Raw genomic sequence first — 25,018 nt, 5'->3', positions numbered from 1 at the left:
CTCGGCGTACCGCTGCCACTCCACCGCCACCACCGCCTCACTCACCCGTCCCGCCCACCGTACCCCCCGTCGCGCCGCCCATGCCGGTCGCGTGCGGAAGGGGGAGCCGCGGGGAACCGGTACCTGGCGCACGGACACCTGGCGCACGGACACCCTCGACTTCGAGGAGGTCGCGAGCGTGTGCGGGCGCACCCTGGTCTTCGTCCGCGGGTCCGTGACGGCGGAGCTGAGCGGCGCCGCCCTCACCGTCGCCGGGCTCACCCGGGCCGCCTCGGCCCCGCCCCCCGTCCACCACCGCGACGGCCGCGACGAAGCCATGGCCGAACCGCCCGCCCCCTCCCCGCCCCCGGCGGGCACCACACCGGCGCCTGCGGTCTGGCAGCCCGCTCGCTCAGCGGTACGCCGTCAGCAGCAGCGCCACGTCGTCGGGCCGCTCCCGGGCGCGGCGGGCCGTGCGCACCAGTCGGTCGGCGAGTGCCTCCACCGAGTCCGCGGGGGTGTCGGCGAGGCAGCGGCGGACCTCCTCGATGCCCGTCTCGATGTCGCTGCCCGGCTGCTCCACGAGCCCGTCGGTATAGAGGGCCAGGACACTGCCGGGAGCCAGGGTGAGCTCCGTGACGGGATAGTCCGCGTCGGGCTGCACGCCCAGCATGACGCCGCCCGCGAGATCCAGCGTCTGCGCGCCTCCGCCGGGGTGGCGCAGCAGCGGCGGGGGATGCCCGGCCCGCACGGCGAACGCGTGCCCCGTACGGGGGTCCAGCTCGATGTAGCAGCACGTCGCGAAGACGTCCGCCTCCAGCTCGGCCAGGTGCCGGTTGGTGTGCGTGATGACCTCCTGCGGCGGCCGGTCGCTCGCCGCGAAGGCGTGCACGGCACTGCTCAGCTGGCCCATCACCGCGGCGGCGCCGACACTGTGGCCCTCGACGTCCCCGATGACCAGACCCACCCCGCGCCCTGTGGTGATCACGTCGTACCAGTCGCCGCCGATCGCCATGCCCTGGGTGCCGGGCAGATAGCGGCCGGTGGTGCGCAGCCCCTCGACGGCGGGCAGCCGGTGCGGCAGCAGCCCCTCCTGAAGACCGCGGGCCACGGCGGACTCGGCGTCGTAGAGCCGCGCCCGCTCCAGGGCCTGCGCGGCCAGCCCGCTCAGCGCGGTGAGTGCGGAACGCTCGTCCGGGGTGAACCGGTGCGGGGTGTCCCAGCCGAGGATGCACGAGCCGACGGGATGCCCGGAGGCGATCAGCGGCAGGAACGACCAGGCGCTCATCCGGTCCAGGGTGATGCCCGGGTAGGCGACGGAGAGGTCCTCGGGCGACTCGAAGAAGAGCGGCAGCCGCGTGGTCAGGGCGTGCACGCCGGGCAGTTGCGTGTCGAGGGTGACCCCCTCGAACGGGGCGAGGAAGCCCTCCGGATAGCCCGACTCCCACAGCAGGTACATCCGTCCGTCGCGGACCCTGTACAGGGCGAGCTCCCGGACGCCGAACGCGGGCAGCAGCTGCTCGGACACCGCCCGGCACACGTCCTCGACGGTGACCGCCTGGGTGAGCACGCTCGCCATCTGCACCACGTGGTACAGCGCCCCGGCGCGCGCCGCGGCGACCGGCCCGGGCGGCGGCGCCACGGCCCCGGGGACGGGACCGGCGGTGGCGCCCGCCTCGTGCGCCGTCTCGGCCTCGGTGGGCGGTCCGGCCGGACGGACCCGGCCCGTCAGCCCGTGCACATCCGGGTACAGCACGAAGCTCAGCCAGTTCCCCGCGGGATTTCGCACGAGGAAGGACACCTGTTCCTGAGACAGCATCGCCGCCCGGTAGCGGTCCTCGTACGCGGGATCCCGGAGCCAGGTGATCACCTCCCACGGGTAGCGGCCCAGGAGCGCCTCCCGGCCGCCGCCCAGGAGTTCCTCGCAGCGGTGGTTGGCGTACGTCACGCGGCCGTCCTGGTCCAGGGAGAAGACACCGTCGGGCAGCCGCTCGGCGGCCTCCGCCGCCCTGAGTCCGCTGACCGCGTCGACGAGGGCCCCCACCAGGATCCGGCCGGAACCGGTGCGGCCGCGCACCAGATGCCCCCACAGCTCGACGGGCCGGTAGCCGGCCTCCGCCTCGCCCGCGGCGTCGTCCCGCACCCGGAAGTGCCGGGACCTGACCTGGCCGAGCGTGAGCGCGTCGTGCCGGCACGCGCGCAGTTCGTGCAGGTCGTCGGGGCTGACCCGGGCCTCGATGTCCGCCATCGTGCCGCCGAAGTCCGCCCGGTCGATGCCGAGGAGAGCGAGGGCCTCGTCGTCCGCCGTGCACTGGTCGCCGTCCAGGTCCCAGTCGATGATCCCGACCCGGACGGGATGGACGGCGGGCGTGGGCAGCCGCACGCCGACCGGTTCGCCGTCGTACTCGACCCGGTCCGTGGCCGGGCGCGTGCCCGGCAGGCCGGCGGCAAGGCGGGTGAGACGCTCCTCCATGGCCTGCGCGGCGGGGCGCAGCGCGGGCTCCACCGCCTCCGCGTCCAGCGGCGACCGGGCGGCCGAACGCAGTACGACCAGGACACCCACGGCCTCGCCGCCGGCCCGGACGGGCCGGTAGGCCGAGCCGAAGGAGTACGGCAGCCCGGCGGTGAAGTGCGGGAAGCGCACCATGGTGGCGCGCTCGTCCGGCAGCCACAGGTTCTCGGCGCGCCGGTAGGACTCCGCCATGGGCAGCGCACCGCCCACCGGCACCCGCCACCACGTCCTGAGCAGCGACCGGGGCACCCCGGTCACCATCGCGAGCACGAGCGAACGCCGGTCGCGGGAGCGCAGGTAGACCAGCCCGCCGTAGCCTCCGAGGTCCCGTACGGCCTCGATCAGCGGAGCGGCCAGGGCATCCTCGATCCAGCCGGTGTCCCCGGCCCGGACCCGGCCGTCACCACCCCGCCGGCTCCGGCCGTCGGGTGACCGCGGCCCGTCCGGTACGGCGGCTGACTCATCCATCTCGCGTCCTCCCGGTACGGACGCACCGGACCCCATCGCTCCCCACCAGGATGTGCCATGGTCGGCGGTCCGGCGCGGCGGGTGCAACCTTTCGGTCCGTCCGGACGTCTCACCTCATACCAGCAACATGAGAGCCTCGGGGGCGGTAATGGTACGAATCAGAACAGCATGCGCGACTCTCGCGCTCGTGGGCGCCACGGTGGGTGTGGCAGCCGTCCCGGCCGGTGCCGCACCGGCCGTCACCCGGGCCGCCACCCAGGCCACGGCCTGTCCGACCGGCTGGGGCAGCCTCCCCAAGACCGGCACCAGTGGCACGATCTCGCCGGTGACGAACATCCGGACCGGCCGCCACACCTGCTTCGACCGGATGGTCGTCGACGTGCCCGGCGGGGGCAGCGCAGTCGGCTACTCGGTCCGCTACGTCGACCGGCTCTACCAGGACGGATCGGGCCGGCAGATCCCCGTGGCCGGCGGAGCCGTCCTGGAGGTGCGGGTGGCAGCACCCGCCTACGACCCGGAGACCGGCGCCGCCACGTATCCCGCCCGGGCGGGACGCCCGCTGCCGGGCGTGGAGCTCACCGGCTACCGCACCTTCCGGGACACCCGGTTCGCCGGCAGTTTCGAGGGTGAGACGCAGATCGGGCTCGGCGTCCGCGCCCGGCTGCCCTTCCGGGTGCTGCAGCTGGACGGCCACGTCATCGTGGACGTCGCCCACAGCTGGACCGGCGCGAGCTGACCGGGGTGCGCCCGGCTTTCCGGAGCCGGGCGCCCGGTCGCGCCGGTCTCAGTGACCGCGCAGCCGCCCCACCCCCTCCGGTGTCCGCGCCGCCGCGCCGGCCAGTCGGGGCCGGTTGCGGACGAAGCGACGGGCGGCCCGTGCGGGCTCCCGGCCCACCCGGTGGGCGGCCTGATCGGCAAGGGAGCCTCCCCGTCTGCCGCGTTCAGGCCGTGCCGCCGGCCTCACGGACCAACTCGATCGCCCGGCCGAGGGTGTCGAGCCGGTCCTGAAGGGTCTGTCCGGCCGGATAGAGACGGACCGTGTCCACCCCGGCGTCCCGCCAGACGCGCAGCCGCCGCCGCACCATCTCCTCCGTTCCGATGAGCGTGGTCGCCAGCACCATCTCGTCGGTGACCAGACCGGCCGCACCGTCCCGGTCGCCCGCCTGCCAGCGCTCCCGCACCTGAGCCGCGACCTCGGCCCAGCCCTGCCGGCTGTAGGCCCGGTTGTAGAAGTTGGCCGACGCGGATCCCATGCCGCCCAGACTGAAGGCGAGTTCCTTCTTCCGGCCCGCGACCATGGCGCCCAGCGCCTCCTCGTCCCGGGCGAAGGCGACCTCGGCGCCCTGGCAGACGTCGAAGCCGGCGCGGTCGCGGCCGGCGGCGGCCAGCCCCTCGTCCAGCGGGGCGAAGTAGGCGTCCGCCGCGCCCTCCGGGACGAAACTGGTGCCGAGCCAGCCGTCCGCGATCTGCCCGGTCAGCCGCAGCATGGCGGGCGACAGCGCGGCCAGGTAGACGGGCACGGAGTGCTCGGCCCGCATCGACAGACGCATCGGCACCGCCTCCCCGCCGGGCAGCGGAATCCTGAACTCGGAGCCGGAGTAGGAGATCTTGCCGCCCGCCAGCACCTGCCGCACGATCTCCACCGTCTCGCGCACGCGCGCCAGGGGACGGGCGAACGGCACCCCGTGCAGGCCCTCCATCACCTGCGGACCGGACGGGCCGAGGCCGAGCAGGAAGCGTCCGCCGGACAGGTTGGACAGGGTGATCGCCGTCTGGGCGAGCGCGACCGGCGTGCGCGTCCCGACCTGCATGACCGCGGAGCCCAGCAGCATCCGTTCCGTCCGGGCCGCGTAGAAGCCAAGGGCGGACGGGGCGTCGGAGCCCCACGCCTCGGCGACCCAGCAGATGTCGAGCCCCAGTTTCTCGGCCTCGACGACGAAGTCGGCCTGCCGGGACCAGGGGCCGAGGCCCGACGCCTCGACGGTCGTCGCCGTCCGCATCACGCCTGTGCCCACTGCCGAATGCACTCCAGCGCGGCGGTCATGCCGCGCTCGAACTCCCGCAACCTCACGAACACGATCTTCTGCTCCTTCTCCGGCATGGCGTCGATCGCGAAGGAGAGCCCGGAGCGGCCGGGCCCCATCCGCATCCACTGCGACAACTCGGTCCCGCCGTTCCCGGGCGTAAGGACGAACCGCCAGACGGCACTGGGCTCGTCCGGATCCCCGACGGCCCAGGTGAACAGCCGGCAGGGCTCGCAGGCGACGACCGTGGAGGTCGTCTCCCACTCGCCGAACGCCTCGTGCCGGTTCCGCCCGACGAACCGGGCTCCGACCACCGGAGAGGTGGCCCCGTCGACCCACCGCACCGACTGCAACTCCTCGCTCATCTCGGGCATGCGCGTCACGTCCGACACCAGCGCCCACACCCGCTCCGGCGGGGCGGCGATCCACGTACTCACCTCGACCGTCGGTCCGTCCGCGTACCGCGCGCCCGTCCACTCCATCGCGTGCCGGCCTCCCCATCGACAGGAACTGTGACAGCCAGCAGAGTTGCGTAATAAGACTCACTACGTCAAGGAGGAGGGCGCAGCCATGGCCGGCAGTGGTGGCGCGGGTGGGCGCCGACGTGCCCCGGTGCCCGCAGCCGCGCTCGTCGGGGCCGCGTACGCTACCGATGGCTCCGCCCCGGGAGACGTCTGACGTGTCCGACGGCGGGGGAGCCATCACAGAGGGCGGTGGCCGTGCCGATCCGTCGGCGGGCACCATGTTTCACGGCCGGGCGCGGTCTGGACGGTCCGCCCGTGCCTTCGAGCGGAGGAACTCATGGGATCGGCGATGAGCGAGCGGTATCACCGCCGGCAGAGATGGGCGGCCAGGGGCGCCCTCGCCGCGGTCGCGCTGGCGGCGCTGCTGCCTCTGGTGTCCGGTGGTCTGAAGGGACTGCTGCTGCTCGCGGCCGGCCTGGCGGGACTCGCCCTGACCGCGGCCGCGCTCTGGTGGGTCCTGTCCCGGCGGGGACCGGCCCGCACGGGGGCGGCCGCGCTGGCCGTCGTCACCCCGGTCGCCGTCATCACCCTCTTCGCGGCGGCGAATCTGCTCTGGGTGGTCTCCGCGTCCCTGGTGCTGTGGTGCCTCGCGGTCTGGAGCGGCCGCTACGCCCTGCGCAGCACGGGCCTGCGGCCGGTACGGATCAAGGAGTACCGCACGCCGCCGCCGAAACGCCCCTTCCTGCTGCTCAACCCACGTTCCGGCGGCGGCAAGGTCGCGAAGTTCGGCCTCAAGGAGAAGGCCGAGGCACTGGGCGCCCAGGTCGTCCTCCTCGACGCGGACCAGCACCAGGACGTCACCGCCCTCGCCAGGGCCGCCGTGGCCGACGGAGCCGATCTGCTCGGAGTCGCGGGCGGCGACGGCACGCAGGCTCTGGTCGCCGCCGTGGCGGCGGAACACGGCCTGCCGTTCCTCGTCATATCGGCCGGCACGCGCAATCACTTCGCCATGGACCTGGGACTGGACCGCGAGGATCCGTCCACGTGCCTGGACGCCCTCACCGACGGCGTGGAACTCCGCGTCGACCTCGGCTTCGCCGACGGCCGTCCGTTCGTCAACAACGCGTCGTTCGGCGTGTACGGAGCCGTCGTCCAGAGCCCGGGCTACCGCGAGGACAAGGTGGGCGCGGCGCTGGACCGGCTGCCCGAACTGCTCACGCGGCAGAGCGGCCCGCGGCTGACGGCCGGCGCCGACGGCACCACCATCGCGGACCCGCAGGCCGTGCTGGTGAGCAACAACCCGTACCGCATGGACGATCCGTTCGGCTTCGGCCGTCGCCAGCGACTCGACTCGGGGAAGCTGGGCGTGCTCGCCGTCCGCGTCGACAACGCCGTCGAAGCGGCCGAACTCCTGCTGGCCCCGCGCCCCGAGGGCCTCACGGTGCTCACCGCCCAGCACGTGGTCGTCGGGGCCGACGCCCCGCACCTGGAGGTCGGCCTCGACGGCGAGGCGCTCACCCTGCCCGCCCCCGTCCACTGCCGCATCGCCCGCCGGGCCCTGCGCGTCCGGGTGCCCCGCAACCGCCCCGGGGTCCCCGAGGCACCACCCCGCCTGGACTGGCGCCGCCTGCGCAAACTGGCGGCGGCGGTCGGCCGCACCGCCGCACCCTCGCGCTCCTGGCGCACCTGAGCAGCCCCGGCCGCCGCCCCGAGGGGGGAGGCATCGCGGGAGCCCGGCCTGAGCCGTACGGCCTACCCGCCCTCGCGGCACAACGCGTTGTTTTCCCTTGGATCAGGAGGCGCCCTTGGGCGCCGCCTGCTGCACGACCTCGAACGACCAGAGCGTCGAGTCGCTCGCCGCGGGCTTGGGCCGCTCGCCTCCCTCGCCGCCGCCCTGGTGCGCGGCCTTCATCGGCCCTTCCATCCAGGCCTGGAACGACTCCTCGTCCCGCCACCGGGTGTAGACCAGGTAGGTGTCGGTGCCCTCCACCGGGCGCAGCAGCTCGAACCACTCGAACCCGTCGGAGCTCTCCACGGTGTGCGCGCGGGAGGCGAACCGCTTCTCCAGCGTCTCCCGCTGCTCGGCGGGCACGGTCAGCACATTGATCTTGACTACGCTCATGGCCCCATCTTGCCCCATGGCACATCCGCGCAGGCCAAGTCCTGGGCCATCGAGGGTTTTGAACGCGTTCAAATATGGGCTAGGGTCATTCCCACGCATCGAGGGGGAGTGGCATGAAGATCGTGATTCCCGGCGGGACCGGGCAGGTCGGCACAGTCCTCAAGCGCGCGCTGAGCGCGGCCGGACATGACGTCGTGGTGCTCAGCAGGCACCCACGGCGGCAGGACGAGGTGCACTGGGACGGCGCGACCCTCGGGCCGTGGGCGGGGGAGATCGACGGCAGCGACGTCGTGGTCAACCTGGCCGGGCGGAGCGTGAACTGCCGCTACACCCCCGCCAACCTCCGGGAGATGATGGACTCACGGGTCCACTCGGCCCGGGTCGTGGGCGAGGCGATCGCCGCAGCCGCCCGGCCGCCCGGGGTGTGGCTCCAGATGAGCACCGCGACCGTCTACGCCCACCGCTACGACGCGCCCAACGACGAGGCCACCGGCGTGATCGGCGGCACCGAACCCGACACCCCCGACTACTGGTCCTACAGCGTCGACATCGCCAAAGCCTGGGAGCGCGAGCAGGAGGCGGCCGGCACCCAGCACACCCGCACGGTGGCTCTGCGCGCCGCCATGGTGATGAGCCCGGACCGCGGCGGTGTCTTCGACGTCCTGTTGCGGCTGGCCCGGCTGGGCCTCGGCGGCCCTGTGGCCGGCGGCGCACAGTACGTGTCGTGGATCCACGACCAGGACTTCGTCCGGGCGGTCGAGTTCCTCGTCGCCCGGGACGACATCACGGGGCCGGTCAATCTCGCCGCTCCCGGGCCCCTGCCGCACCGCGACTTCATGCGCGCCCTGCGCACCGCGTGGGGTGTCCCGGTCGGCCTGCCCGCGACGCGCTGGATGGCCGAGGCCGGCGCCTTCGTCCTGCGCTCGGACACCGAACTGCTGCTGAAGAGCCGCCGCGTCGTCCCCGGCCGCCTCCTGGACGCGGGCTTCACCTTCGGCCGCCCCGACTGGCCGGCGGCCGCGGAGGACCTCGTACGGCGGCTCCGGGGCCGTGCTGTGAGGTGAGCCGGGGTCAGCTCCGCCTCTCGCCCCGTTCCAGGGCCTTGCCGGTCATGTCGGTGACCTGTCCGGCCGGGGGCGCGTCCGCCTCCAGCTCGGTGCCGAAGCCGGTGAAGTCCATGACCGTGCGCACCGTGACCCGCTGAGGCGAGGACGAGGAGTCGGTGGAGGACCGTTCCCTCGCCGGTGCGGCCTTGAGCGTCATGTCGATCTGCTGACGGCGCATGCGGCCCTCCTCGTCGAGCCACACGTCCATCGGGAGAGTCGGGCCGACCTGCCGGCGCAGGGCGTCGCCGCTGGGCAGCTTCGCGACGTCGAGGGAGACGCGGTAGCGCGTGGTCTCGACGCCGTCGATCGCGGCCGTGCCCTTCTTGGTCACGTCCTTGTCGGTGATCGCTTTCGCGTACGCCGCGGACTGCGCCGGATCGCTCATGGACCGGTCGCCCGCGCCCTGCTGTGCGGAGATCTTCGCCAGATCGATCTTGATCCAGGGCTTGCCGCCCGGAGCCTGCCCGTTCGGCATCTTCTGGTACAGCACCTGATCGACCACGCGCTGCTCGATCCGCTGCCCCTGCACCGCGAGCGTCATGACGCTGTCGCCGTCGTCCAGATCCACGGCGCCCTGTCCGCTCGCGGTCTCCGAGGCGCCCTGGGCCGAGGTGCGCACCTGGAGCTTCACCCGGGCGGTGTCCTCCTCGGCCGTCCGGTCGTAGGCCGAACGCACCGCCCGCGTGCCGTCCTCCCGGGTGCTTCCCCCGGCCGAGGAATCCCGCGCACCGTCGCCTGTGTCGTCGCCGCAGCCGACCAGTACCGTTCCCGCCAGGACACCGGCGACGCCTAACGCACAGACCTTCCTGCCGTTGCCTGCCCTGCCCATCGGACCAGCTCCTCTCAGGTGGGGGCGACCGGTCCGGGTCCGGTGCCGGTCCGCTGCCCAAGTGCCCCTTCAGGGCATGAACACACCTGGTGCCGGCGAGGGTTGGTACCGAGAGGGGTTCACCGTGACGGCCCGGCCCTCCGGCCGGCCGAGGGGAAACGGGGAACTCGGCAGAGCACCCTGTCATGGGCCTTGTCACCCAATTCATCGGACTTCTATGGTCCTCGGCATGTCTCATGAGTCGCAAGACCTCTCCCGCAGAACCACGCTCAAAGTCGCGGCAGTTGGAGCCGGTGGGCTTGCCATGGGCGGTTTGCCGACCGGTACCGCTCAAGCTGCCCCTGGAGAAGCATCCGATGTATCGAGAGCTCCACTGGTGCTCTGGTACACGGCGCCGGCTGACGACTGGGAACGCGAGGCACTGCCCGTCGGCAACGGCGCGCTCGGGGCCATGGTGTTCGGCTCGATCACCTCCGAGCGCCTCCAGTTCAACGAGAAGACGCTGTGGACCGGTGGCCCGGGCTCGGTCCAGGGCTACGACCACGGCGACTGGCGTGAGCCGCGCCCCACAGCCATCGACGCCGTGCAGGACGACCTCGACACCCGGCGACGGCTCGCCCCGGGGGACGTCGCCGGCCGGCTGGGACAGCCACGCGTCGGCTTCGGCGCGTATCAGACGTTCGGGGACCTGTACCTGGACTTCCCGGGTACGCCCACTCCGGAGGCGTACCGCCGGGAACTGGCTCTCGACACCGGCGTCGCGTCGGTCACCTACACCCACCAACAGGCCCGCCACCGAAGAGAGTTCTTCGCCTCCTGCCCCGACGGGGTGATCGTGGGCCGGATCGGCGCCGACCGGCCCGCCGGCATCACCTTCACCCTGCGCTACACCTCCCCGCGTGGCGACTTCACCACCACCGCGACCGGCGGACGTCTGACCGTACGCGGCGCGCTGAAGGACAACGGGCTGCGCTTCGAAGCGCAGGTCCAGGTCCGCAGTGACGGCGGGACCGTGACGTCCGGCGCGGACGGCACGGTCACGGTCACCGGAGCCGACAGCGCCTGGTTCGTGCTGGCCGCGGGCACGGACTACGCCGACACCTATCCCGACTACCGGGGGGCGGACCCGCACCCGGCCGTCACCCGCGCGGTCGACCGGGCGGTCAGCCGCGGATACGACTCCCTGCGGGCCCGGCACATCGCCGACCACCGCACCCTGTTCGCCCGCGTCACCCTCGACATCGGCCAGTCGGTCCCGGCGGATGTCCCCACCGACCGGCTGCTCGCCTCGTACACGGGCGGAACGAGCGCCGGGGACCGCGCCCTGGAAGCCCTGTTCTTCCAGTACGGCCGCTACCTGCTCATCGCCTCCTCACGCGCCGGCTCGCTGCCCGCCAACCTCCAGGGCGTCTGGAACCACAGCACCTCGCCACCCTGGTCGGCCGACTACCACGTCAACATCAACCTCCAGATGAACTACTGGCTCGCGGAGGCCGCCAACCTCCCCGAGACGACCGTCCCCTACGACCGCTTCGTACAGGCCCTGCGCGCCCCCGGGCGACACACCGCACGGCAGATGTTCGGCTCGCGCGGCTGGGTCGTGCACAACGAGACCAACCCGTACGGCTTCACCGGTGTCCACGACTGGGCCACCGCCTTCTGGTTCCCGGAGGCCGCGGCCTGGCTCACCCAGCAGCTGTACGAGCACTACCGGTTCGGCGGCTCCACCGACTACCTGCGCACCACGGCCTACCCGGTGATGAAGGAGGCCGCCGAGTTCTGGCTGGACAACCTGCGCACCGACCCGCGCGACGGCAGGCTCGTCATCACCCCCAGCTACTCGCCCGAGCACGGAGACTTCACGGCCGGCGCGGCCATGTCCCAGCAGATCGTCCACGACCTGTTCACCAACACCCTGGAAGCCGCCCGCGTCCTCGGCGACTCGCCCGACTTCCGCCGGCGGGTCGAACAGGCCCTGGCCCACCTCGACCCGGGCCTGCGTATCGGTTCCTGGGGCCAGTTGCAGGAGTGGAAGGAGGACCTGGACGACCCGGCCGACGACCACCGGCACGTCTCGCACCTGTTCGCCCTGCATCCCGGTCGGCAGATCGAACCCGGCAGCACCTGGGCGAAGGCCGCCAAGGTCTCCCTGACCGCCCGCGGTGACGGCGGCACCGGCTGGTCCAAGGCCTGGAAGATCAACTTCTGGGCCCGGCTGCACGACGGTGACCACGCGCACAAGATGCTCGGTGAACAGCTCAAGTCGTCGACGCTGCCCAACCTCTTCGACACACACCCGCCGTTCCAGATCGACGGCAACTTCGGCGCCACGTCCGGAGTCGTGGAGATGCTCCTGCAGAGCCAGCACGGCGTGATCGAGATCCTCCCCGCCCTGCCCTCCGCCTGGCCGAGCGGCTCCGTCCGCGGACTGCGCGCTCGTGGCGGCGCGGTCGTCGACATCGACTGGACCGACGGGAAGCCCACGCGCATCGCGCTCACCGCCACCCGCACCCGACGGCTGACGGTGCGCAGCGGACTGCTGAAGGACGGTGAGACCACGTTCAGGGCTGTGGCCGGCCGCCGCTACACATGGCAGTGACGCCCGTACGCCGAGGTCCGGGTTCCGCGGTGGCGGCCTTCGGGCCTCGGCCGAGCGTGGGTGGTGCGTCCGCCGGGAATGAACGCTCACGGCTGGGGCGGGTGGGCGGGGACCGCGTCGCGGTGGCCGCGCTGCGAGGCGCTGCCCCGGTCAGCGGCGGCCGCGGAGCCTGCCCATCAGCCGCTGGGCCTGGGCCCGGTTGCGGGGATCGGCGGCGGCCCGCCGTGCCTGCTCGACGGCCCGCCGCCCCTGCGGGCTCCGGGCGAACTGCTTGATGCGATTCAGGATGCCGGCCATGGTGCACTTCCCTCGTGTTCCGACTTGTCTTGTCTGTAGCTCGTTTACCCCTCCGGCGAAGACCTCAGCCCTTCACCGGCCCGGACGGTGCGTGACCGAACGTGTTTGCGGCGGGAGTCAGAGGCAAGTCGGACTCCATGACAGAAGAGAACAAGCGCACGAACCAGAAGCCGACCACCATACGGACGACGGAGTCCAAGGCCCGGCGCACGGCGGACAAGGCGACCGCGCCGGCGACCCGGGCCGCGAAGCGCGCGACCACCAAGGCCGATGACGCGGCGTCAGCCGTCAAGGCCGGCGCCGAGCGCTCCGCCGCGACGACGACGGCGGCCGTGCAGTCCGCGGCCAAGGGCGTGGAGGCGGGCCGCCACGCGGTCGTCGCCGCCTCGGGCCACGTCGCCGCCTCGGCGAAGACGGCCTGGACGGTGATCGCCCACCGCAAGGCCGTCGCCGCGGGCGTCGGGGCCGGCCTGACCGCCCTGACCGCCGCGTCGTACGCGGTGGGACGCCGCGCGCAGCGCCACACGTACGGCCCGCTCACGCGGCTCACCGGCGGGCGGATCTGACGCGAGGCGAGGGCGCCCGGCAAGGCGCCCACCAGACCGGAAGGCGGCGCGGCGCAGCACCGGGTGTCCCGGTGGTACGCGGCGCCGCCTCCTCGTGGAGCGTGCCGCGGCCGGTGGTCCGCCGCGTGGCCTGGCGCACATCCGGCCCCTCACAGCGGTGCCCCTCTCGCGCGTGACGGCCGTGACGAGGAAGGATGAGTGCGCAAGCGAAGGATCACACCCATGTGGAGGAGCGGGCCCATGCAGCACGAGCGAGCGGGCAGTCCGGCCGGTCCCGAAGATCTCGTCGACGTCGCTCGGCTGGTCACCGCGTACTACGCGCTCCATCCCGACCTGGACGACCCGGGGCAGCGCGTCACGTTCGGGACCTCCGGACACCGCGGAACCTCGCTGGCCGGCGCGTTCAACGACGACCACATCGCCGCGACCAGCCAGGCCATCTGCGAGTACCGCGCGGCCCAGGGCACCGACGGCCCGCTGTTCCTGGGCGCCGACACGCACGCCCTGTCCGAGCCGGCGCGGGTCACCGCGCTGGAGGTGTTCGCCGCCAACGAGGTGACGGTGCTGATCGACGAGGCGGACGGCTACACGCCGACCCCGGCCGTGTCGCACGCCATCCTCACCCACAACCGCGGCCGCACCACCGCCCTCGCGGACGGCGTCGTCGTCACCCCGTCCCACAACCCGCCCGCCGACGGAGGGTTCAAGTACAACCCGCCCAGCGGCGGCCCCGCCGCCTCCGACGCGACCTCCTGGATCCAGGACCGGGCGAACGAGATCATCCGCGGCGGCCTGAAGGACGTCCGGCGTATTCCCCACGCCCGGGCCCTCGCCGCGGCCACCACCGGCCGCTACGACTTCCTGGGCACCTACGTCACCGACCTGCCCGGCGTCCTCGACCTGGACGCGATCCGCTCGGCCGGCGTGCGTATCGGGGCGGACCCGCTGGGCGGGGCGTCCGTCGCCTACTGGGGCCGGATCGCCGAACAGCACGGCCTCGACCTCACCGTCGTCAACCCGCACACCGACCCCACCTGGCGGTTCATGACGCTGGACTGGGACGGCAAGATCCGCATGGACTGCTCGTCGCCCTATGCGATGGCCTCGCTCATCGAGCAGCGCGACCGCTTCGACATCGCCACCGGCAACGACGCCGACGCCGACCGGCACGGCATCGTCACCCCCGACGCGGGTCTGATGAATCCCAACCATTACCTCGCCGTCGCCATCTCCTACCTGTACGCCCACCGCGACCGCTGGCCCGCCGCGGCCGGTGTCGGCAAGACCCTGGTGTCCTCCGCCATGATCGACCGGGTCGCCGCCGACCTCGGCCGCGTACTGGCCGAGGTGCCCGTCGGGTTCAAGTGGTTCGTGGACGGGCTGGTCGACGGCACCATCGGCTTCGGCGGGGAGGAGTCGGCCGGGGCGTCCTTCCTGCGCCGGGACGGCTCCGTGTGGACCACCGACAAGGACGGCATCATCCTGGCGCTGCTCGCCTCCGAGATCACGGCGGTCACCGGGAAGACGCCCTCGCAGCACTACGCCGCACTCACCGCCCGCTTCGGCGAACCGGCGTACGCGCGGATCGACGCCCCGGCCTCCCGCGAGGAGAAGGCGCTGCTCGCCAGGCTCTCCCCGGCCCAGGTCAGCGCGGACACCCTGGCCGGGGACGCGGTCACGGCGGTGCTCACCGAGGCTCCCGGCAACGGCGCACCCATCGGCGGCATCAAGGTGACCACCGACAACGCCTGGTTCGCGGCCCGCCCCTCGGGCACCGAGGACGTCTACAAGATCTACGCCGAGTCGTTCCGCGGCCCCGACCACCTCCGCCAGGTCCAGGAGGAGGCCAAGACCGTGGTGCTGACGGCGCTTTCCAGCTGAGCACGGCCTGAGCACCGGCAAAAGACGGCCCGGGCCACATCAGGGTGGCCCGGGCCCCGGTGGGCCGCGATACAGGACACTGGAGGAAGATCCGACCCGGGAAGGACCGTCACATGATCATCTTCGGCACCAAGGGGTACCTGTACCAGCTGGCGATACTGACGCTGGTCTGCGGCCAGTGCGGCAACCCCGCCGCGCACACGCTCAGGAAGCGCGTCACGAAGTTCACGCTGTTCTTCGTGCCGCTGTTCCCGATCTCGACGAAGTACCTCACGCAGTGCACCTTCTGCGGTGCGGAACAGAAGGTGACCAAGGAACAGGCGGAGCAGCTGCAGGCCCAGAGCACGAGCGGCGACGGCGGCCAGTCCTACGGACAGCCGCAGCAGCAGCAACACCGGTTCTGAGCCTGCCCGGACCTCCCGGGGCGGAGCGGCCCGCTTCTTCAGCTTCGAGTGCGTGGCAACCGGAAGATCCCGGGTACTCGTCCGCCATGGGCCCGGACCTGTGTGTGGGCCGATGGGCCTCCAGCAGTCGATCAGGAATACGGAGGCATACAGATGAGCACCGTCAAGGAAACCGTGGAAGTCGACGTCCCCGTCCACACCGCGTACAACCAGTGGACCCAGTTCGAGGAGTTTCCGAACTTCATGGAGGGCGTCGAGGAGGTAAGGCAGCTCGACGACCGTCACAATCACTGGACGACCAAGATCGGCGGCATACGGCGCGAGTTCGACACCGAGATCGTCGACCAGTTGCCCGACGAGCGCGTCACCTGGCGCTCGACCAGCGGGGACACCCACCAGAAGGGCAGTGTGCGCTTCCAGCGTCTGGACGACACCCACACCCGCGTGGAGCTCGTGATGGACGTCGAGCCCACCGGAGCCGTGGAAAAGGCCGGGGACCTGCTCGGCACGATCGACCGCCAGATCAAGGGCGACATGAAGCGCTTCAAGCAGTACATCGAGAAGCGCGGCGGCGAGTCCGGCGCCTGGCGCGGCCGTATCCAGCCCGGCGGCGACACCGGTCCCACCCCCCTCTGACACCCAGGGCCCCGCGCTCCCGGACCCGGCCTCCACCGCAGACCCGGTGGAGGCCGGGTTCCTTTGTGCCCGGGTCCGTGTCCCCGACGCGGGGAACCTGTGGCCTTTCGGTCAACTCAGTGACATGCACCTGTCCAAATTGGTCTCCCGGTGGCACGCTGCCCTCTGGTTCGCAGTGACACCCCTGCCCTGACCGGGTGGTGAGCCCTCACCACCCGGCCCCCACAGCAGAAGGAGACCGCGTGACAGGCACACTCCGTAGCCTTCGCTCCTCCGGCAGCGGCACCCGCGTTCGTCACACCGTCCTCGGCGCGCTCGCCTCCGTCGCCGCGCTGCTGGCGACCGGCGTCACCGCGGCACCGGCGAGCGCCGCGCCCGACCCGGGAGCCGTGGCGCCCTCGGCACGGGAACGCGCCCTCGCTTTCTGGACCCCACAGCGGATGCGCGAGGCGACCCCGCTCGACGTCCTGTCCGTCGACCGTTCCGACGTGCGGGCTCCGGCACCCCGCAAGGGCAAGGCGACCGTCGTGGCACCCAGCACGCCCGCCGCCGACCCCGGCCCCCTGGCGATCCCGCAGGGCGGTGGCCCGTGGACCGGGGGCGGTGCCGTGACCAAGACGGCGGGGCGGGTGTTCTTCACCTACCAGGGCCGCACCGCCTCCTGCTCCGGCAACGCCGTCACCAGCGCGAACAAGAGCACCGTGATCACCGCGGGCCACTGCGTGAAACTGGAGGGGGCCTGGCACACCAACTGGGTGTTCGCTCCGGGCTACCACGACGGACAGACCCCGTACGGCACCTGGACGGCGTCCAAGACCCTCTCCACACCGCAGTGGACCGCCAGTGAGGACATGAACTACGACATCGGCGCGGCCGTGGTCGCCCCGCTGGACGGAAAGAAGCTGACCGACGTCGTCGGCGGCCAGGGCCTGGCCTTCAACACCGGCTACAACAAGGCCATGTACGCCTTCGGCTTCCCGGCCGCCGCTCCCTACGACGGCCAGAAGTTCATCTACTGCAGCGGCACCACCTACCGGGACTTCCTGCTGTCCGGCGACCACGGTCTGGCCTGCGACATGACCGGCGGCGCCAGCGGCGGCCCGTGGTTCACCCAGTTCGACGAGGCCACCGGGACCGGGCTGCAGTCCTCGGTGAACAGCTTCAAGTACAACTTCCTGCCCAACGCCATGTACGGCCCGTACTTCGGCGCCGACGCACAGAACCTGTACCAGAGCGCCCAGTCGTCCTGAGCCACCGGCAGGAGCCGGATCCTCCGTACGGTGGTGGCGGAGGACCCGGCCCTCGGGTCGCGCAGACGGCAAACACGTTGCGTCGATCAGCGGTTCCGACAGAATGCCGGGATGATCGGCAACCGCATCACCTACCGCACCGCGGACGGCGTCCGCGTCCCCGGAACCTGGCGCCACGCCTTCATCCGCAACGGCGACTACTTCCTGACCGACCTGTTCATCTACGCGGACGGGCTGATCGACTGCTGGGGCCTGGTCACCCTCGACGAGTTCGAGGAGAAGCTGCGCTGCGGCTGGGTCGCCACCGAACTCCCGGACGGCGCCCGGGCGTCCGGCCATGAACTGGCCGCCTGGCGGTTCAGCGAGCCGCGCACCCGGCTCACGCCCGAGCTGCTGCTGGCCGAGGTCCGAGACACCATCGACCAGCTCAACGGACGCCCGGACTCCACGGACCGCTGCCTGGCCGCCGTCGACGCCTTCCTCGCCGACCGGACGGAGCGGAACCGGGCCGCGGCCCGCGCCGCCTACCTGGCCATCCCCGAGACCCGACGCCACTACGCGCTCGGCGACATGGACCGCAAAGACCAGCCGCTGAGGGTCCTGGTGGCCGGACCCGGCGAGCACCTGGACGGCACCCCGCCCGGCGAGCCGGTCACCCGCGAGGAGTACGACGAGGCGATCGCCTACTTCGAGGACCGGGCGAAGTGGATCGCCGAACGGCCCGCACGGGTCCCGGCGGACGGACCCGCGACACCGCTCGCCCCCGCGATCCACCTGTACGAGAGCTATTCCCGCACGCCCCCGGACGACCCGGGTACCAAGGCCCTCCGCAACGACTTCCCCGCTCCCGTCCAGGCCGACGGCGTCACCTACCCGTCCGTCGCCCACGCGTACTGGGCCCTGTCCACCACGGACCCCGGCGCCCGGGCCGCCATCAGGGACGCGGCCACCGTGTACGCCGCCCGGAACACGGCAGCCGGCGCCCCCCGGCGCGACGGGTGGGACCAGGCCCGCACCGCCGTCATGAGCGCCCTGCTGAGGGCCAAGTACACCCGGCACCCGGCCCTCGCCCGGATCCTCCTGGACACGCGCGACGCGACCCTCGTCTACGACGACTCCGACTCCGGTTACTGGGGCGACAACGGCGGACGTGGCCGGAACTGGACGGGCCGCCTCCTGGAACTCGTCCGCTGCGAACTCCGCGCCCGGCAGGCCGGGATCACCCTCCCGGAACCGGGCGCCGCCGAGGGGTGAGCGAGGGTGCGCCGACGGTTCAGCCGGTCGCCTCGGCGAGCAGCCCCACCTGCTCCAGTCCCGACGCCGCGGGCACGAAGATGAGCTCGTCACAGCCGGCCGCGGCGAACGCGTCGGCATAAGACCTCACCATCTCCGCAGTCACCGCGGCACTTGCCGCGACCTGCGCGGCGGCGTCGCCGAGGAAGGCGTAGTAGTGCTGGAGATAGCCGTCCGCGTGCGCCCGGGCGTCCGGGCCGAGCGCGAAGTACGCCAGCGCCAGCTTGCGCGGCGCGCCGGTACGCCCCGCTTCCTTCCACGCGGCGTCGACGCCGGCCGAGGCTTCCGCGAACATGTCCGGCGTACCACCGCCCATGATCCAGCCGTCGGCCAGCCGGGCCACCCGCCGGAAGCTGACCGGGCTCGACCCGCCCAGGACGAGCTCGGGACCGCCCTCGCGCACGGGCTCCGGCCCGATCGCACCGGCCAGCCCCCGCTTCTCACCCGACCAGATGCGTTTCATCTCCGTCAGCTGTTCCTCCAGGCGGCGCCCCCTGCCCTCGGTGGACAGACCGCTCGCGGCGAAGTCGTCGTCACGCCCGCCCAGGCCCACACCGAGGACGAACCGCCCCCCGGAGAGCCGGTCGAGCGAGGCGGCCTGCTTCGCCAGCAGAGCGCTGTTCGTGTGGAGCGGCCCCAGCAGCACACTCGTCGTCAGCCGGATCCGGCTGGTGACCGCCGCGGCCGCACTCAGCGCGACCAGCTCCTCGTACCCCGCGTAGACCAGCCGCCCGATCGTCCCGAGCGTGCTGAACCCCGCCTCGTCGGCCCGCCGGGCCCACTCCACGAGAACCGGGCCCTCGGTCCCGGGAACCGTGTTGGGAAGGCCAATACCGATGTCCATGTCCGCCTCCGGTCGTGAGAGGGAAGCGCCTACCCACCCGGTGCCGCGCGAACCGGATGGGACGCACTGATCACGGAGTGACGGATTCAACGACGGTGCGGTGGGCATGCGTCGATCGATCGTCGCCCCCACAAGGAGTGAAACCGGCCATGAACGCTCCCGCGACGTCCCGCACACGAACGGCCCTGGGATCCCTCCCTCTGCTCGGTCACGGCCTTCGACTCGCCCGCAGCCCCCTGCCCTTCATCAGCAGGTCGCGGCCATGGTCGGCGCGTCGCCCGAGGCGCGGCCGCGCGAGGTGCACGAGGACATGAACGAGGTCATGCTCGCGGCCTCCTCGTCGCCCTGTTCGGCGCGGACCTGCCCGCGCACCTGGAGGGTGAATTCACCGCGCTGATGCCGGAGATCATGAAGGGGACGATCCCGCAGACCATCCTCCCGCCGTGGGCCACGGGGCTGTGCCGCTGCCCGCCAACCGGGCGCGCGCCCAGCGTTTGGCCCGCCTGCGCGCCCTCATCGACCAGGCCATCGACCACCGCACGAGCCGGACGGCCGGCCCTTCCTCCGCCGCCGCAGCGGCCACCGGCGCCGAAGCGGCCACCGGCGCCGAAGCGGCCCGTGCGCCGAGACGGCCGTCGGTGCAACAGCCCCGCTACCGAAACAGCCCCCTACGAGGACACGCACCGTCGGCCGACCGCCCCCACCACGGACGCCTCCCCGCGCCTGCGCCAGGCCGCCACAAGCCTGCTCCAAGTCCTGGACACCGACTGGCCCTCCCGCTCACCAGCCCCTTCGCCCCGCCGTCCGCCATCACCCGCACCGGCGATTCTCGGACTCCCGCCGCCGTACCCCGCGTGTCGGCCGCCCGGCCGGTCCACACTGGGACCCATGCGCTTGGTGATCATGACGGCGGGATCGCGCGGCGACGTCGCGCCGTACACCGGGCTGGGAGCGGGGCTGGCGCGGAGCGGGCACGAGGTCACGCTCGTCACCCACGGCCTGTTCGAGCCGCTGGCCGCCGGTTCCGGAGTGCGGTTCCGACCGACCCCGGTCGACCCGCACGCCGTGTCGCACTCCGACCGCGGCCGCAGCCTGCACGCCAGCACCACCGGGCTCGGCAAACTGCTGCGCGCGGCGTCGATGGCACGGTCCGCGGCCGAGGAGATGACCGACGCCCTGGTCGAGGCGGCCCGCGGCGCGGACGCCGTGCTGGCCGCCGGTGCCGTGGCACCGCTGGGCCGCGCCATCGCCGAGGGCCTGGCCCTGCCCAGCCTGGGACTGTTCCTCCAACCCCAGCACCCGACACGCGAGTTCGGCGCGCCCATGCTCGGCGGACGCTCCCTGGGCGCCGTGGGCAACCACCTGGGCGGACTGGCCGTCACCACCGCCGTCGACCGGGTCTTCACCCAGGCCATGCGCCGGCTGCGCACCCGGCACGGCATGACCCTGCCCGGCTTGGCCGCGCTCCGCCGGGCCCATGAGCGAGCGCGCTGGCCCGTGCTGCACGGATTCAGCGAACTGGTGGTGCCCCGCCCCCGGGACTGGCGGCCCGGACTGGAGATCGCCGGGTACTGGTGGCCGTACGACAACCGCACGCTGCCCCGGGAGTTGGAGGAGTTCCTCGCCGCCGGACCCGCCCCGGTCTACGTCGGGCTGGGCAGCGCCACCGTGCCGGACCCCGAGCGCCTCAGCGGCGAGATCGTGCGCGCCCTGCGGGCGGCGGGGTTGCGGGGCGTGATCCAGCAGGGGTGGGCGGGCCTCGCCGCCGACGCCGACGACGTGATCACGGTCGGCGACGTACCGCACGCTCGGCTGTTTCCCCGCATGGCCGCCGTGGTCCACCACGCCGGGGCCGGCACCACCGCCGCCGTCCTGCGCGCGGGCGTCCCCACCGTGCCGGTGCCCGTGCAGTTCGACGCCGGGTTCTGGGCGGCCCGCCTCATCGCCCTGGGCACCGCTCCCGCCGCCGTCCCGCTGCGCCGTCTCACCGCCGAGGCCCTCGCCCCCGCCCTGCGCCGCGCCACGACCGACCCCGCCCACCGCGACCGCGCCCAGGTCCTGGCACGCCGGCTGGCCCGGGAGGACGGTGTGGCACCGGTCCTGGCCGCGCTCGGCCGACTCGCCACGTGACGGGTCACCGGCTCACGACAGCGGCACCGTCGACCCTCTGATCACCACCCGGCAGGGCAGCGTCTCGACTCCCGACCGCCGCGTGCCGGCGATCGCCGTGAACAGGGCGTGCGCCGCCGCGCGGCCGACCTGTTCGAGGTTCATGTCGACACTGGTCAGCGGCGGCCGGGACGCCGACGTCAGGACCCGCCAGTTGTCGAAGCCCATCACCGCCACGTCCTCCGGCACCCGCCGGCCGCGCTCGCGCAGCAGGTCCATCACGCCCCGGGCGATCTGGTCGCTGCCGCACAGCACCGCGTCCACCTCCGGGTGCCGGTCCAGCAGCATCGTGGTGGCCGCCCGGCCCCAGCCCTCCGACCACGCCCCGAACCCCGGCTCGCCGACCAGCGTCAGGCCGGCGTCGGCGAGCGCGGCCCGGGCGCCCTCGGCCCGCTCCCGTGCCGCGGCGTACCCGGGGTCACCGGTGATGTGCGCGATCCGGGTACGGCCGCTGGCCAGCAGATGGTCCACCGCGAGGCGGCCCGCGCCGACGCTGTCCGGGACGATGGACAGATCCTCCGGATCCTCCGACGGCGCGTACGCGTAGACGACGGGGACGGGCAGCTCGCGGCCCAGGGACGGACGCGGATCGGTCCGGCTGCCGACCACGATGAGGCCGTCGACCCGGCGGCCCAGCAACGCGCGGACATGGTGCTGTTCGCGGATCGCGTCCCCCCGGGCGTCACACAGGAACACCGCGACCTCGCCCGCTCCGAAGGCGTCCTCGGCACCCATCAGTATCGGGATGCTGAACCGGCCCTCCAGGTCGCTGGTGAGCAGCCCCACCGTGCCCGTCCGCCCGGCCAGCAGGCCCCGGGCCACCTGGTTGGGCCGGAACGCCAGGCGTTCGGCCGCCTCGACGACCCGCTGTCTGGTCTCCGCCCGCACCTGGCTGCGGCCGTTGAGAGCCTTGGACGCCGTGGCGATCGACACGCCCGCCAGCCGGGCGACATCGCTGAGCGTGGCCGGCTGCGAACGAACGGGGCCGGTGGCCTCTGCCATGCGAGTTCTCCTGTCTCGTCTCGCGTCCCACCCTACGCGAGATGTTTCGGTCCAGAGGCTTTCAGTGGTTTCGGAGTTCCGCCAAGAATCGTCCGCTACCGGGGGATTGACGGGCAGTCAGCCGGGTTCTAGCGTCTCTGAAAGCCTTTTCTGTTTCTTTTCGCCGCTCAGTTCAGTGCCACCACAGCCATCGTCCCGACCGGCAGGCCCGCGCACGGTCCGCCGCGACACGAGGGGGATCGAACATGGGGAGCACGGCCGGACCACGTCGACATCTGCGCCGCCTTGTCACCGGCACCGCCGCGCTGCTCGCCGCCGCGAGCCTGGTGACGGCCTGCGGGTCGGGTGACGGCGGCTCGGGCGGCGGGGGAGGTGGGGGAGCGGCGGACGCCAGGGGTGTCGACGACGGCACGAAACTGACGATGTGGACGCGTGCGGCGACCCGGCCGCAGAGCGAGGCCCTGGTCGAGGCGTACAACGCGAGCCACAAGAACAAGATCGAGCTGACCGTCGTCCCCACCGACGACTACCAGGCCAAGGTCGGCGCGGCGGCCGGATCCAAGGACCTGCCCGACCTGTTCGCCTCCGACGTCGTGTTCGTGCCCAACTACACCTCCAGCGGCCTCTTCGCCGACCTCACCGACCGCATCGACGCCCTGCCGTTCGCCGGGCACCTCGCCCCGTCGCACATCAAGGCCGGCACGTACGAGGACAAGAAGTACGTCGTCCCGCACACCCTCGACCTGTCGGTGCTCTTCTACAACAAGGACCTCTACCGGAAGGCGGAACTCGACCCCGAGAAGCCGCCCGCCACCCTGCGCGAGTGGGACCGGCAGGCCCGGGCCGTGGACGCCCTGGGCGGCGGCGTCGACGGCACCTTCTTCGGCGGCAACTGCGGCGGCTGCGGCGTCTTCACCTGGTGGCCGTCCATCTGGGCCGCCGGCGAGGACGTCCTCGACAAGGACGGCACCGCGGCGAACCTCGCCTCCGGCGCCGCGAAGAAGGTCTACGACACCTACCGCGGCTGGGTGCGGGACGACATCGTCGCCCCCGGCGCGCGCGACGAGACGGGCACGACCTGGACCGGCGTCTTCCCCAAGGGCAAGGTCGGTGTGATGCCCATGCCGTCCACCACGCTGGGGCTCATGCCCAAGGACCTGGACCTCGGCGTCGCACCCATCCCCGGACCCGACGGGGGGAAGTCCACGTTCGTCGGCGGTGACGCCATCGGCATCTCCGCCACCAGCGAGTCGGCCGACCAGGCCTGGAACTTCCTCGCCTGGTCCCTGGGCGACAAGGCCCAGGTCGACGTGGTCGCCGCGCACAAGGACGTGGTGGCCCGCACCGACCTCGCGTCCAACAAGCACTCCAAGGCCGACCCGCGGCTGGTCACCATCAACGAACTCGTCGCGCACGGCCGCACGCCGTACGCCCTGAAGTTCGGCCAGACCTTCAACGACCCGAACGGGCCCTGGCTGACCCTGATGCGACACGCCGTCTTCGGTGACGGGACGTCCGTCGCGAAGGACAACGAGGCGATCACCGCATCCCTGGCCGACTGAGCGACCGGCCCCGCCCCTCCCACGTCGTACGGCAGAGGAGAGTCATGCAGGTCAAGGCGCCCGACCGGACGGCCGCCGAGCCCCGGACGCCACCACACCGCCCGGCTCCGGCCGCCGCCCCGCCCCGCTGGCGGTCCCGCACGGCCAAGGGCCTGGCCTACGCGGCACCCACGGCCGTCTTCGTCGCCGTGTTCTTCCTGCTGCCCCTGCTGCTCGTCGGGCAGATGTCGCTCAGCGACTGGCCACTGCTGGCGGGAGACCGCGGCCTCAACGCCCCCGAGAACTACAGCGACATCACCGGCAGCACCCTGTTCTGGCCGGCGATCCGCTTCACCCTGCTCTACACCGTGATCGTCACGGCCGTACTCCTCGCACTGGCACTCGGCCTCGCCCTGCTCGTGCAGGAATCCCGCCCCGGAGCCGGCTTCTTCCGCACGGTCTACTTCCTGCCCAGCGCCCTCGGGCTGGCCTCCGCCTCCCTGCTGTTCTGGAGCCTGTACAGTCCCACCACCGGCCCCCTCAGCCGCCTGCTGGAGAAGCTCGGACTGGTCGACGAGCCGGTGTCCTTCCTCGGCAGCCCGACCTCGGCCCTGCTGTCGACGGTCTTCCTCATCGTCTGGAAGTTCGCCGGCTTCTACATGCTGATCCTGCTCGTCGGCCTCCAGCGCATCCCGCACGAGGTGTACGAGGCGGCCCGGATGGACGGCGCGAGCCGCGGCCAGATCTTCCGCTCGATCACCCTGCCGCTGCTGCGGCCCTCCCTCGCCCTGTGCCTGCTGCTGTGCGTGACCGGCTCCCTGCTCGCCTTCGACCAGTTCTTCATCCTCACCAAGGGCGGACCGGACAACAGCACCGTCACCGTCGTCCAGTTGATCTACCGGGAGGCCTTCCAGCGGCTGGACCTCGGCACCGCGGCCGCCCTGTCGATCGTCGTCCTGGCCGTGCTGCTCCTGCTGAACGCCCTGCAGTTCCGCGGCCTGCGCCACGCCGACGACTCATGACCCCCGCCGC

22 protein-coding genes are annotated in these 25,018 nt (G+C 72.5%); 13 read left to right on the top strand and 9 right to left on the bottom strand.

Features of this window, described 5'->3' with window-relative positions; all coding sequences use genetic code 11:
* Positions 1-391 precede the first annotated feature (391 nt).
* On the bottom strand, positions 392-2,959 hold the full coding sequence (locus tag ACFZDA_RS35135; protein ID WP_391089478.1) for a SpoIIE family protein phosphatase: 2,568 nt from the start codon (positions 2,957-2,959) through the stop codon (positions 392-394).
* Positions 2,960-3,107: 148 nt separating this feature from the next.
* Here ACFZDA_RS35135 and ACFZDA_RS35130 point away from each other — a divergent pair, with 148 nt between their 5' ends.
* Positions 3,108-3,695: a hypothetical protein gene (locus ACFZDA_RS35130; RefSeq protein ID WP_391089477.1), complete on the top strand. Its 588-nt coding sequence runs from the start codon at positions 3,108-3,110 to the stop codon at positions 3,693-3,695.
* A 205-nt stretch (positions 3,696-3,900) separates the two neighbouring features.
* Here ACFZDA_RS35130 and ACFZDA_RS35125 read toward each other — a convergent pair whose 3' ends face one another.
* Both ACFZDA_RS35125 and ACFZDA_RS35120 read right to left on the bottom strand, forming a co-directional pair.
* Positions 3,901-4,959 carry an LLM class flavin-dependent oxidoreductase gene (locus ACFZDA_RS35125; protein WP_391089607.1) on the bottom strand — a complete coding sequence of 353 codons (1,059 nt, stop codon included), beginning with the start codon at positions 4,957-4,959 and terminating at the stop codon, positions 3,901-3,903.
* Positions 4,959-5,465 carry an SRPBCC family protein gene (locus tag ACFZDA_RS35120; protein ID WP_391089476.1) on the bottom strand — a complete coding sequence of 169 codons (507 nt, stop codon included), beginning with the start codon at positions 5,463-5,465 and terminating at the stop codon, positions 4,959-4,961. Before ACFZDA_RS35120 ends, ACFZDA_RS35125 begins: the two co-directional genes overlap by 1 nt.
* 319 nt (positions 5,466-5,784) lie before the next feature.
* Between ACFZDA_RS35120 and ACFZDA_RS35115 the strand changes: the two genes are divergently transcribed.
* Positions 5,785-7,137 carry a diacylglycerol kinase family protein gene (locus ACFZDA_RS35115; protein WP_391089474.1) on the top strand — a complete coding sequence of 451 codons (1,353 nt, stop codon included), beginning with the start codon at positions 5,785-5,787 and terminating at the stop codon, positions 7,135-7,137.
* Positions 7,138-7,239: 102 nt separating this feature from the next.
* Here the strand turns inward: ACFZDA_RS35115 and ACFZDA_RS35110 are convergent, their stop codons facing one another.
* On the bottom strand, positions 7,240-7,569 hold the full coding sequence (locus ACFZDA_RS35110) for an antibiotic biosynthesis monooxygenase (RefSeq protein WP_391089472.1): 330 nt from the start codon (positions 7,567-7,569) through the stop codon (positions 7,240-7,242).
* A gap of 113 nt (positions 7,570-7,682) precedes the next feature.
* Here ACFZDA_RS35110 and ACFZDA_RS35105 point away from each other — a divergent pair, with 113 nt between their 5' ends.
* Positions 7,683-8,633: a TIGR01777 family oxidoreductase gene (locus tag ACFZDA_RS35105; protein WP_391089471.1), complete on the top strand. Its 951-nt coding sequence runs from the start codon at positions 7,683-7,685 to the stop codon at positions 8,631-8,633.
* Positions 8,634-8,640: 7 nt separating this feature from the next.
* Here ACFZDA_RS35105 and ACFZDA_RS35100 read toward each other — a convergent pair whose 3' ends face one another.
* Positions 8,641-9,504: a hypothetical protein gene (locus ACFZDA_RS35100; protein ID WP_391089469.1), complete on the bottom strand. Its 864-nt coding sequence runs from the start codon at positions 9,502-9,504 to the stop codon at positions 8,641-8,643.
* Between the two features lie 376 nt (positions 9,505-9,880).
* Between ACFZDA_RS35100 and ACFZDA_RS35095 the strand changes: the two genes are divergently transcribed.
* A complete protein-coding gene (locus ACFZDA_RS35095) occupies positions 9,881-12,103 on the top strand; it encodes a glycoside hydrolase N-terminal domain-containing protein (RefSeq protein ID WP_391089467.1) in 2,223 nt (740 codons plus the stop codon).
* Positions 12,104-12,253: 150 nt separating this feature from the next.
* Here the strand turns inward: ACFZDA_RS35095 and ACFZDA_RS35090 are convergent, their stop codons facing one another.
* Positions 12,254-12,400: a hypothetical protein gene (locus tag ACFZDA_RS35090; RefSeq protein ID WP_391089466.1), complete on the bottom strand. Its 147-nt coding sequence runs from the start codon at positions 12,398-12,400 to the stop codon at positions 12,254-12,256.
* Positions 12,401-12,537: 137 nt separating this feature from the next.
* Here ACFZDA_RS35090 and ACFZDA_RS35085 point away from each other — a divergent pair, with 137 nt between their 5' ends.
* From ACFZDA_RS35085 to ACFZDA_RS35060, 6 genes are all read left to right on the top strand, one after another.
* Positions 12,538-12,966 (top strand): hypothetical protein, encoded by a 429-nt coding sequence (locus tag ACFZDA_RS35085; RefSeq protein WP_391089464.1) that lies wholly within the window; start codon positions 12,538-12,540, stop codon positions 12,964-12,966.
* Positions 12,967-13,206: 240 nt separating this feature from the next.
* Positions 13,207-14,847 carry a phosphoglucomutase (alpha-D-glucose-1,6-bisphosphate-dependent) gene (pgm, locus tag ACFZDA_RS35080; RefSeq protein ID WP_391089462.1) on the top strand — a complete coding sequence of 547 codons (1,641 nt, stop codon included), beginning with the start codon at positions 13,207-13,209 and terminating at the stop codon, positions 14,845-14,847.
* Between the two features lie 113 nt (positions 14,848-14,960).
* Positions 14,961-15,251 (top strand): zinc-ribbon domain-containing protein, encoded by a 291-nt coding sequence (locus tag ACFZDA_RS35075; protein WP_391089460.1) that lies wholly within the window; start codon positions 14,961-14,963, stop codon positions 15,249-15,251.
* A gap of 153 nt (positions 15,252-15,404) precedes the next feature.
* Positions 15,405-15,887, top strand: a complete 483-nt coding sequence (locus ACFZDA_RS35070) for an SRPBCC family protein (RefSeq protein WP_391089458.1) — start codon at positions 15,405-15,407, stop codon at positions 15,885-15,887.
* Positions 15,888-16,129: 242 nt separating this feature from the next.
* Complete coding sequence (locus tag ACFZDA_RS35065) at positions 16,130-17,137, top strand: trypsin-like serine peptidase (protein ID WP_391089456.1); 1,008 nt, start codon at positions 16,130-16,132, stop codon at positions 17,135-17,137.
* 111 nt (positions 17,138-17,248) lie between these two features.
* Positions 17,249-18,391 carry an NADAR domain-containing protein gene (locus ACFZDA_RS35060; protein WP_391089454.1) on the top strand — a complete coding sequence of 381 codons (1,143 nt, stop codon included), beginning with the start codon at positions 17,249-17,251 and terminating at the stop codon, positions 18,389-18,391.
* Between the two features lie 19 nt (positions 18,392-18,410).
* Here ACFZDA_RS35060 and ACFZDA_RS35055 read toward each other — a convergent pair whose 3' ends face one another.
* A complete protein-coding gene (locus tag ACFZDA_RS35055; RefSeq protein WP_391089452.1) occupies positions 18,411-19,274 on the bottom strand; it encodes an LLM class flavin-dependent oxidoreductase in 864 nt (287 codons plus the stop codon).
* Between the two features lie 246 nt (positions 19,275-19,520).
* Entirely contained in the window at positions 19,521-19,646 is a 126-nt protein-coding gene (locus ACFZDA_RS35050) for a hypothetical protein (RefSeq protein WP_391089450.1), read from the bottom strand.
* Between the two features lie 516 nt (positions 19,647-20,162).
* Between ACFZDA_RS35050 and ACFZDA_RS35045 the strand changes: the two genes are divergently transcribed.
* Positions 20,163-21,404, top strand: coding sequence for a nucleotide disphospho-sugar-binding domain-containing protein (locus ACFZDA_RS35045; protein WP_391089448.1), 1,242 nt, complete (start codon positions 20,163-20,165; stop codon positions 21,402-21,404).
* 12 nt (positions 21,405-21,416) lie between these two features.
* Here the strand turns inward: ACFZDA_RS35045 and ACFZDA_RS35040 are convergent, their stop codons facing one another.
* Positions 21,417-22,445: a substrate-binding domain-containing protein gene (locus ACFZDA_RS35040; RefSeq protein ID WP_391089446.1), complete on the bottom strand. Its 1,029-nt coding sequence runs from the start codon at positions 22,443-22,445 to the stop codon at positions 21,417-21,419.
* Positions 22,446-22,690: 245 nt separating this feature from the next.
* Here ACFZDA_RS35040 and ACFZDA_RS35035 point away from each other — a divergent pair, with 245 nt between their 5' ends.
* Entirely contained in the window at positions 22,691-24,007 is a 1,317-nt protein-coding gene (locus ACFZDA_RS35035) for an extracellular solute-binding protein (protein WP_391089444.1), read from the top strand.
* A gap of 44 nt (positions 24,008-24,051) precedes the next feature.
* Positions 24,052-25,008, top strand: a complete 957-nt coding sequence (locus ACFZDA_RS35030; RefSeq protein WP_391089442.1) for an ABC transporter permease subunit — start codon at positions 24,052-24,054, stop codon at positions 25,006-25,008.
* Positions 25,009-25,018: the final 10 nt, after the last annotated feature.

Source organism: Streptomyces sp. NPDC007991, assembly GCF_042958445.1.
Taxonomy (GTDB): Bacteria; Actinomycetota; Actinomycetes; order Streptomycetales; family Streptomycetaceae; genus Streptomyces.
This window is presented reverse-complemented; position numbering and strand designations above follow the sequence as displayed.

What these genes read in the sequence shown, in the direction of transcription:
- ACFZDA_RS35135 (WP_391089478.1), bottom strand. Translation starts at nt 2,959, where the DNA reads ATGGATGAGTCAGCCGCCGTACCGGACGGGCCGCGGTCACCCGACGGC.
- ACFZDA_RS35130 (WP_391089477.1), top strand. Translation starts at nt 3,108, where the DNA reads ATGGTACGAATCAGAACAGCATGCGCGACTCTCGCGCTCGTGGGCGCC.
- ACFZDA_RS35125 (WP_391089607.1), bottom strand. Translation starts at nt 4,959, where the DNA reads ATGCGGACGGCGACGACCGTCGAGGCGTCGGGCCTCGGCCCCTGGTCC.
- ACFZDA_RS35120 (WP_391089476.1), bottom strand. Translation starts at nt 5,465, where the DNA reads ATGGAGTGGACGGGCGCGCGGTACGCGGACGGACCGACGGTCGAGGTG.
- ACFZDA_RS35115 (WP_391089474.1), top strand. Translation starts at nt 5,785, where the DNA reads ATGGGATCGGCGATGAGCGAGCGGTATCACCGCCGGCAGAGATGGGCG.
- ACFZDA_RS35110 (WP_391089472.1), bottom strand. Translation starts at nt 7,569, where the DNA reads ATGAGCGTAGTCAAGATCAATGTGCTGACCGTGCCCGCCGAGCAGCGG.
- ACFZDA_RS35105 (WP_391089471.1), top strand. Translation starts at nt 7,683, where the DNA reads ATGAAGATCGTGATTCCCGGCGGGACCGGGCAGGTCGGCACAGTCCTC.
- ACFZDA_RS35100 (WP_391089469.1), bottom strand. Translation starts at nt 9,504, where the DNA reads ATGGGCAGGGCAGGCAACGGCAGGAAGGTCTGTGCGTTAGGCGTCGCC.
- ACFZDA_RS35090 (WP_391089466.1), bottom strand. Translation starts at nt 12,400, where the DNA reads ATGGCCGGCATCCTGAATCGCATCAAGCAGTTCGCCCGGAGCCCGCAG.
- ACFZDA_RS35085 (WP_391089464.1), top strand. Translation starts at nt 12,538, where the DNA reads ATGACAGAAGAGAACAAGCGCACGAACCAGAAGCCGACCACCATACGG.
- pgm (WP_391089462.1), top strand. Translation starts at nt 13,207, where the DNA reads ATGCAGCACGAGCGAGCGGGCAGTCCGGCCGGTCCCGAAGATCTCGTC.
- ACFZDA_RS35075 (WP_391089460.1), top strand. Translation starts at nt 14,961, where the DNA reads ATGATCATCTTCGGCACCAAGGGGTACCTGTACCAGCTGGCGATACTG.
- ACFZDA_RS35070 (WP_391089458.1), top strand. Translation starts at nt 15,405, where the DNA reads ATGAGCACCGTCAAGGAAACCGTGGAAGTCGACGTCCCCGTCCACACC.
- ACFZDA_RS35060 (WP_391089454.1), top strand. Translation starts at nt 17,249, where the DNA reads ATGATCGGCAACCGCATCACCTACCGCACCGCGGACGGCGTCCGCGTC.
- ACFZDA_RS35055 (WP_391089452.1), bottom strand. Translation starts at nt 19,274, where the DNA reads ATGGACATCGGTATTGGCCTTCCCAACACGGTTCCCGGGACCGAGGGC.
- ACFZDA_RS35045 (WP_391089448.1), top strand. Translation starts at nt 20,163, where the DNA reads ATGCGCTTGGTGATCATGACGGCGGGATCGCGCGGCGACGTCGCGCCG.
- ACFZDA_RS35040 (WP_391089446.1), bottom strand. Translation starts at nt 22,445, where the DNA reads ATGGCAGAGGCCACCGGCCCCGTTCGTTCGCAGCCGGCCACGCTCAGC.
- ACFZDA_RS35035 (WP_391089444.1), top strand. Translation starts at nt 22,691, where the DNA reads ATGGGGAGCACGGCCGGACCACGTCGACATCTGCGCCGCCTTGTCACC.
- ACFZDA_RS35030 (WP_391089442.1), top strand. Translation starts at nt 24,052, where the DNA reads ATGCAGGTCAAGGCGCCCGACCGGACGGCCGCCGAGCCCCGGACGCCA.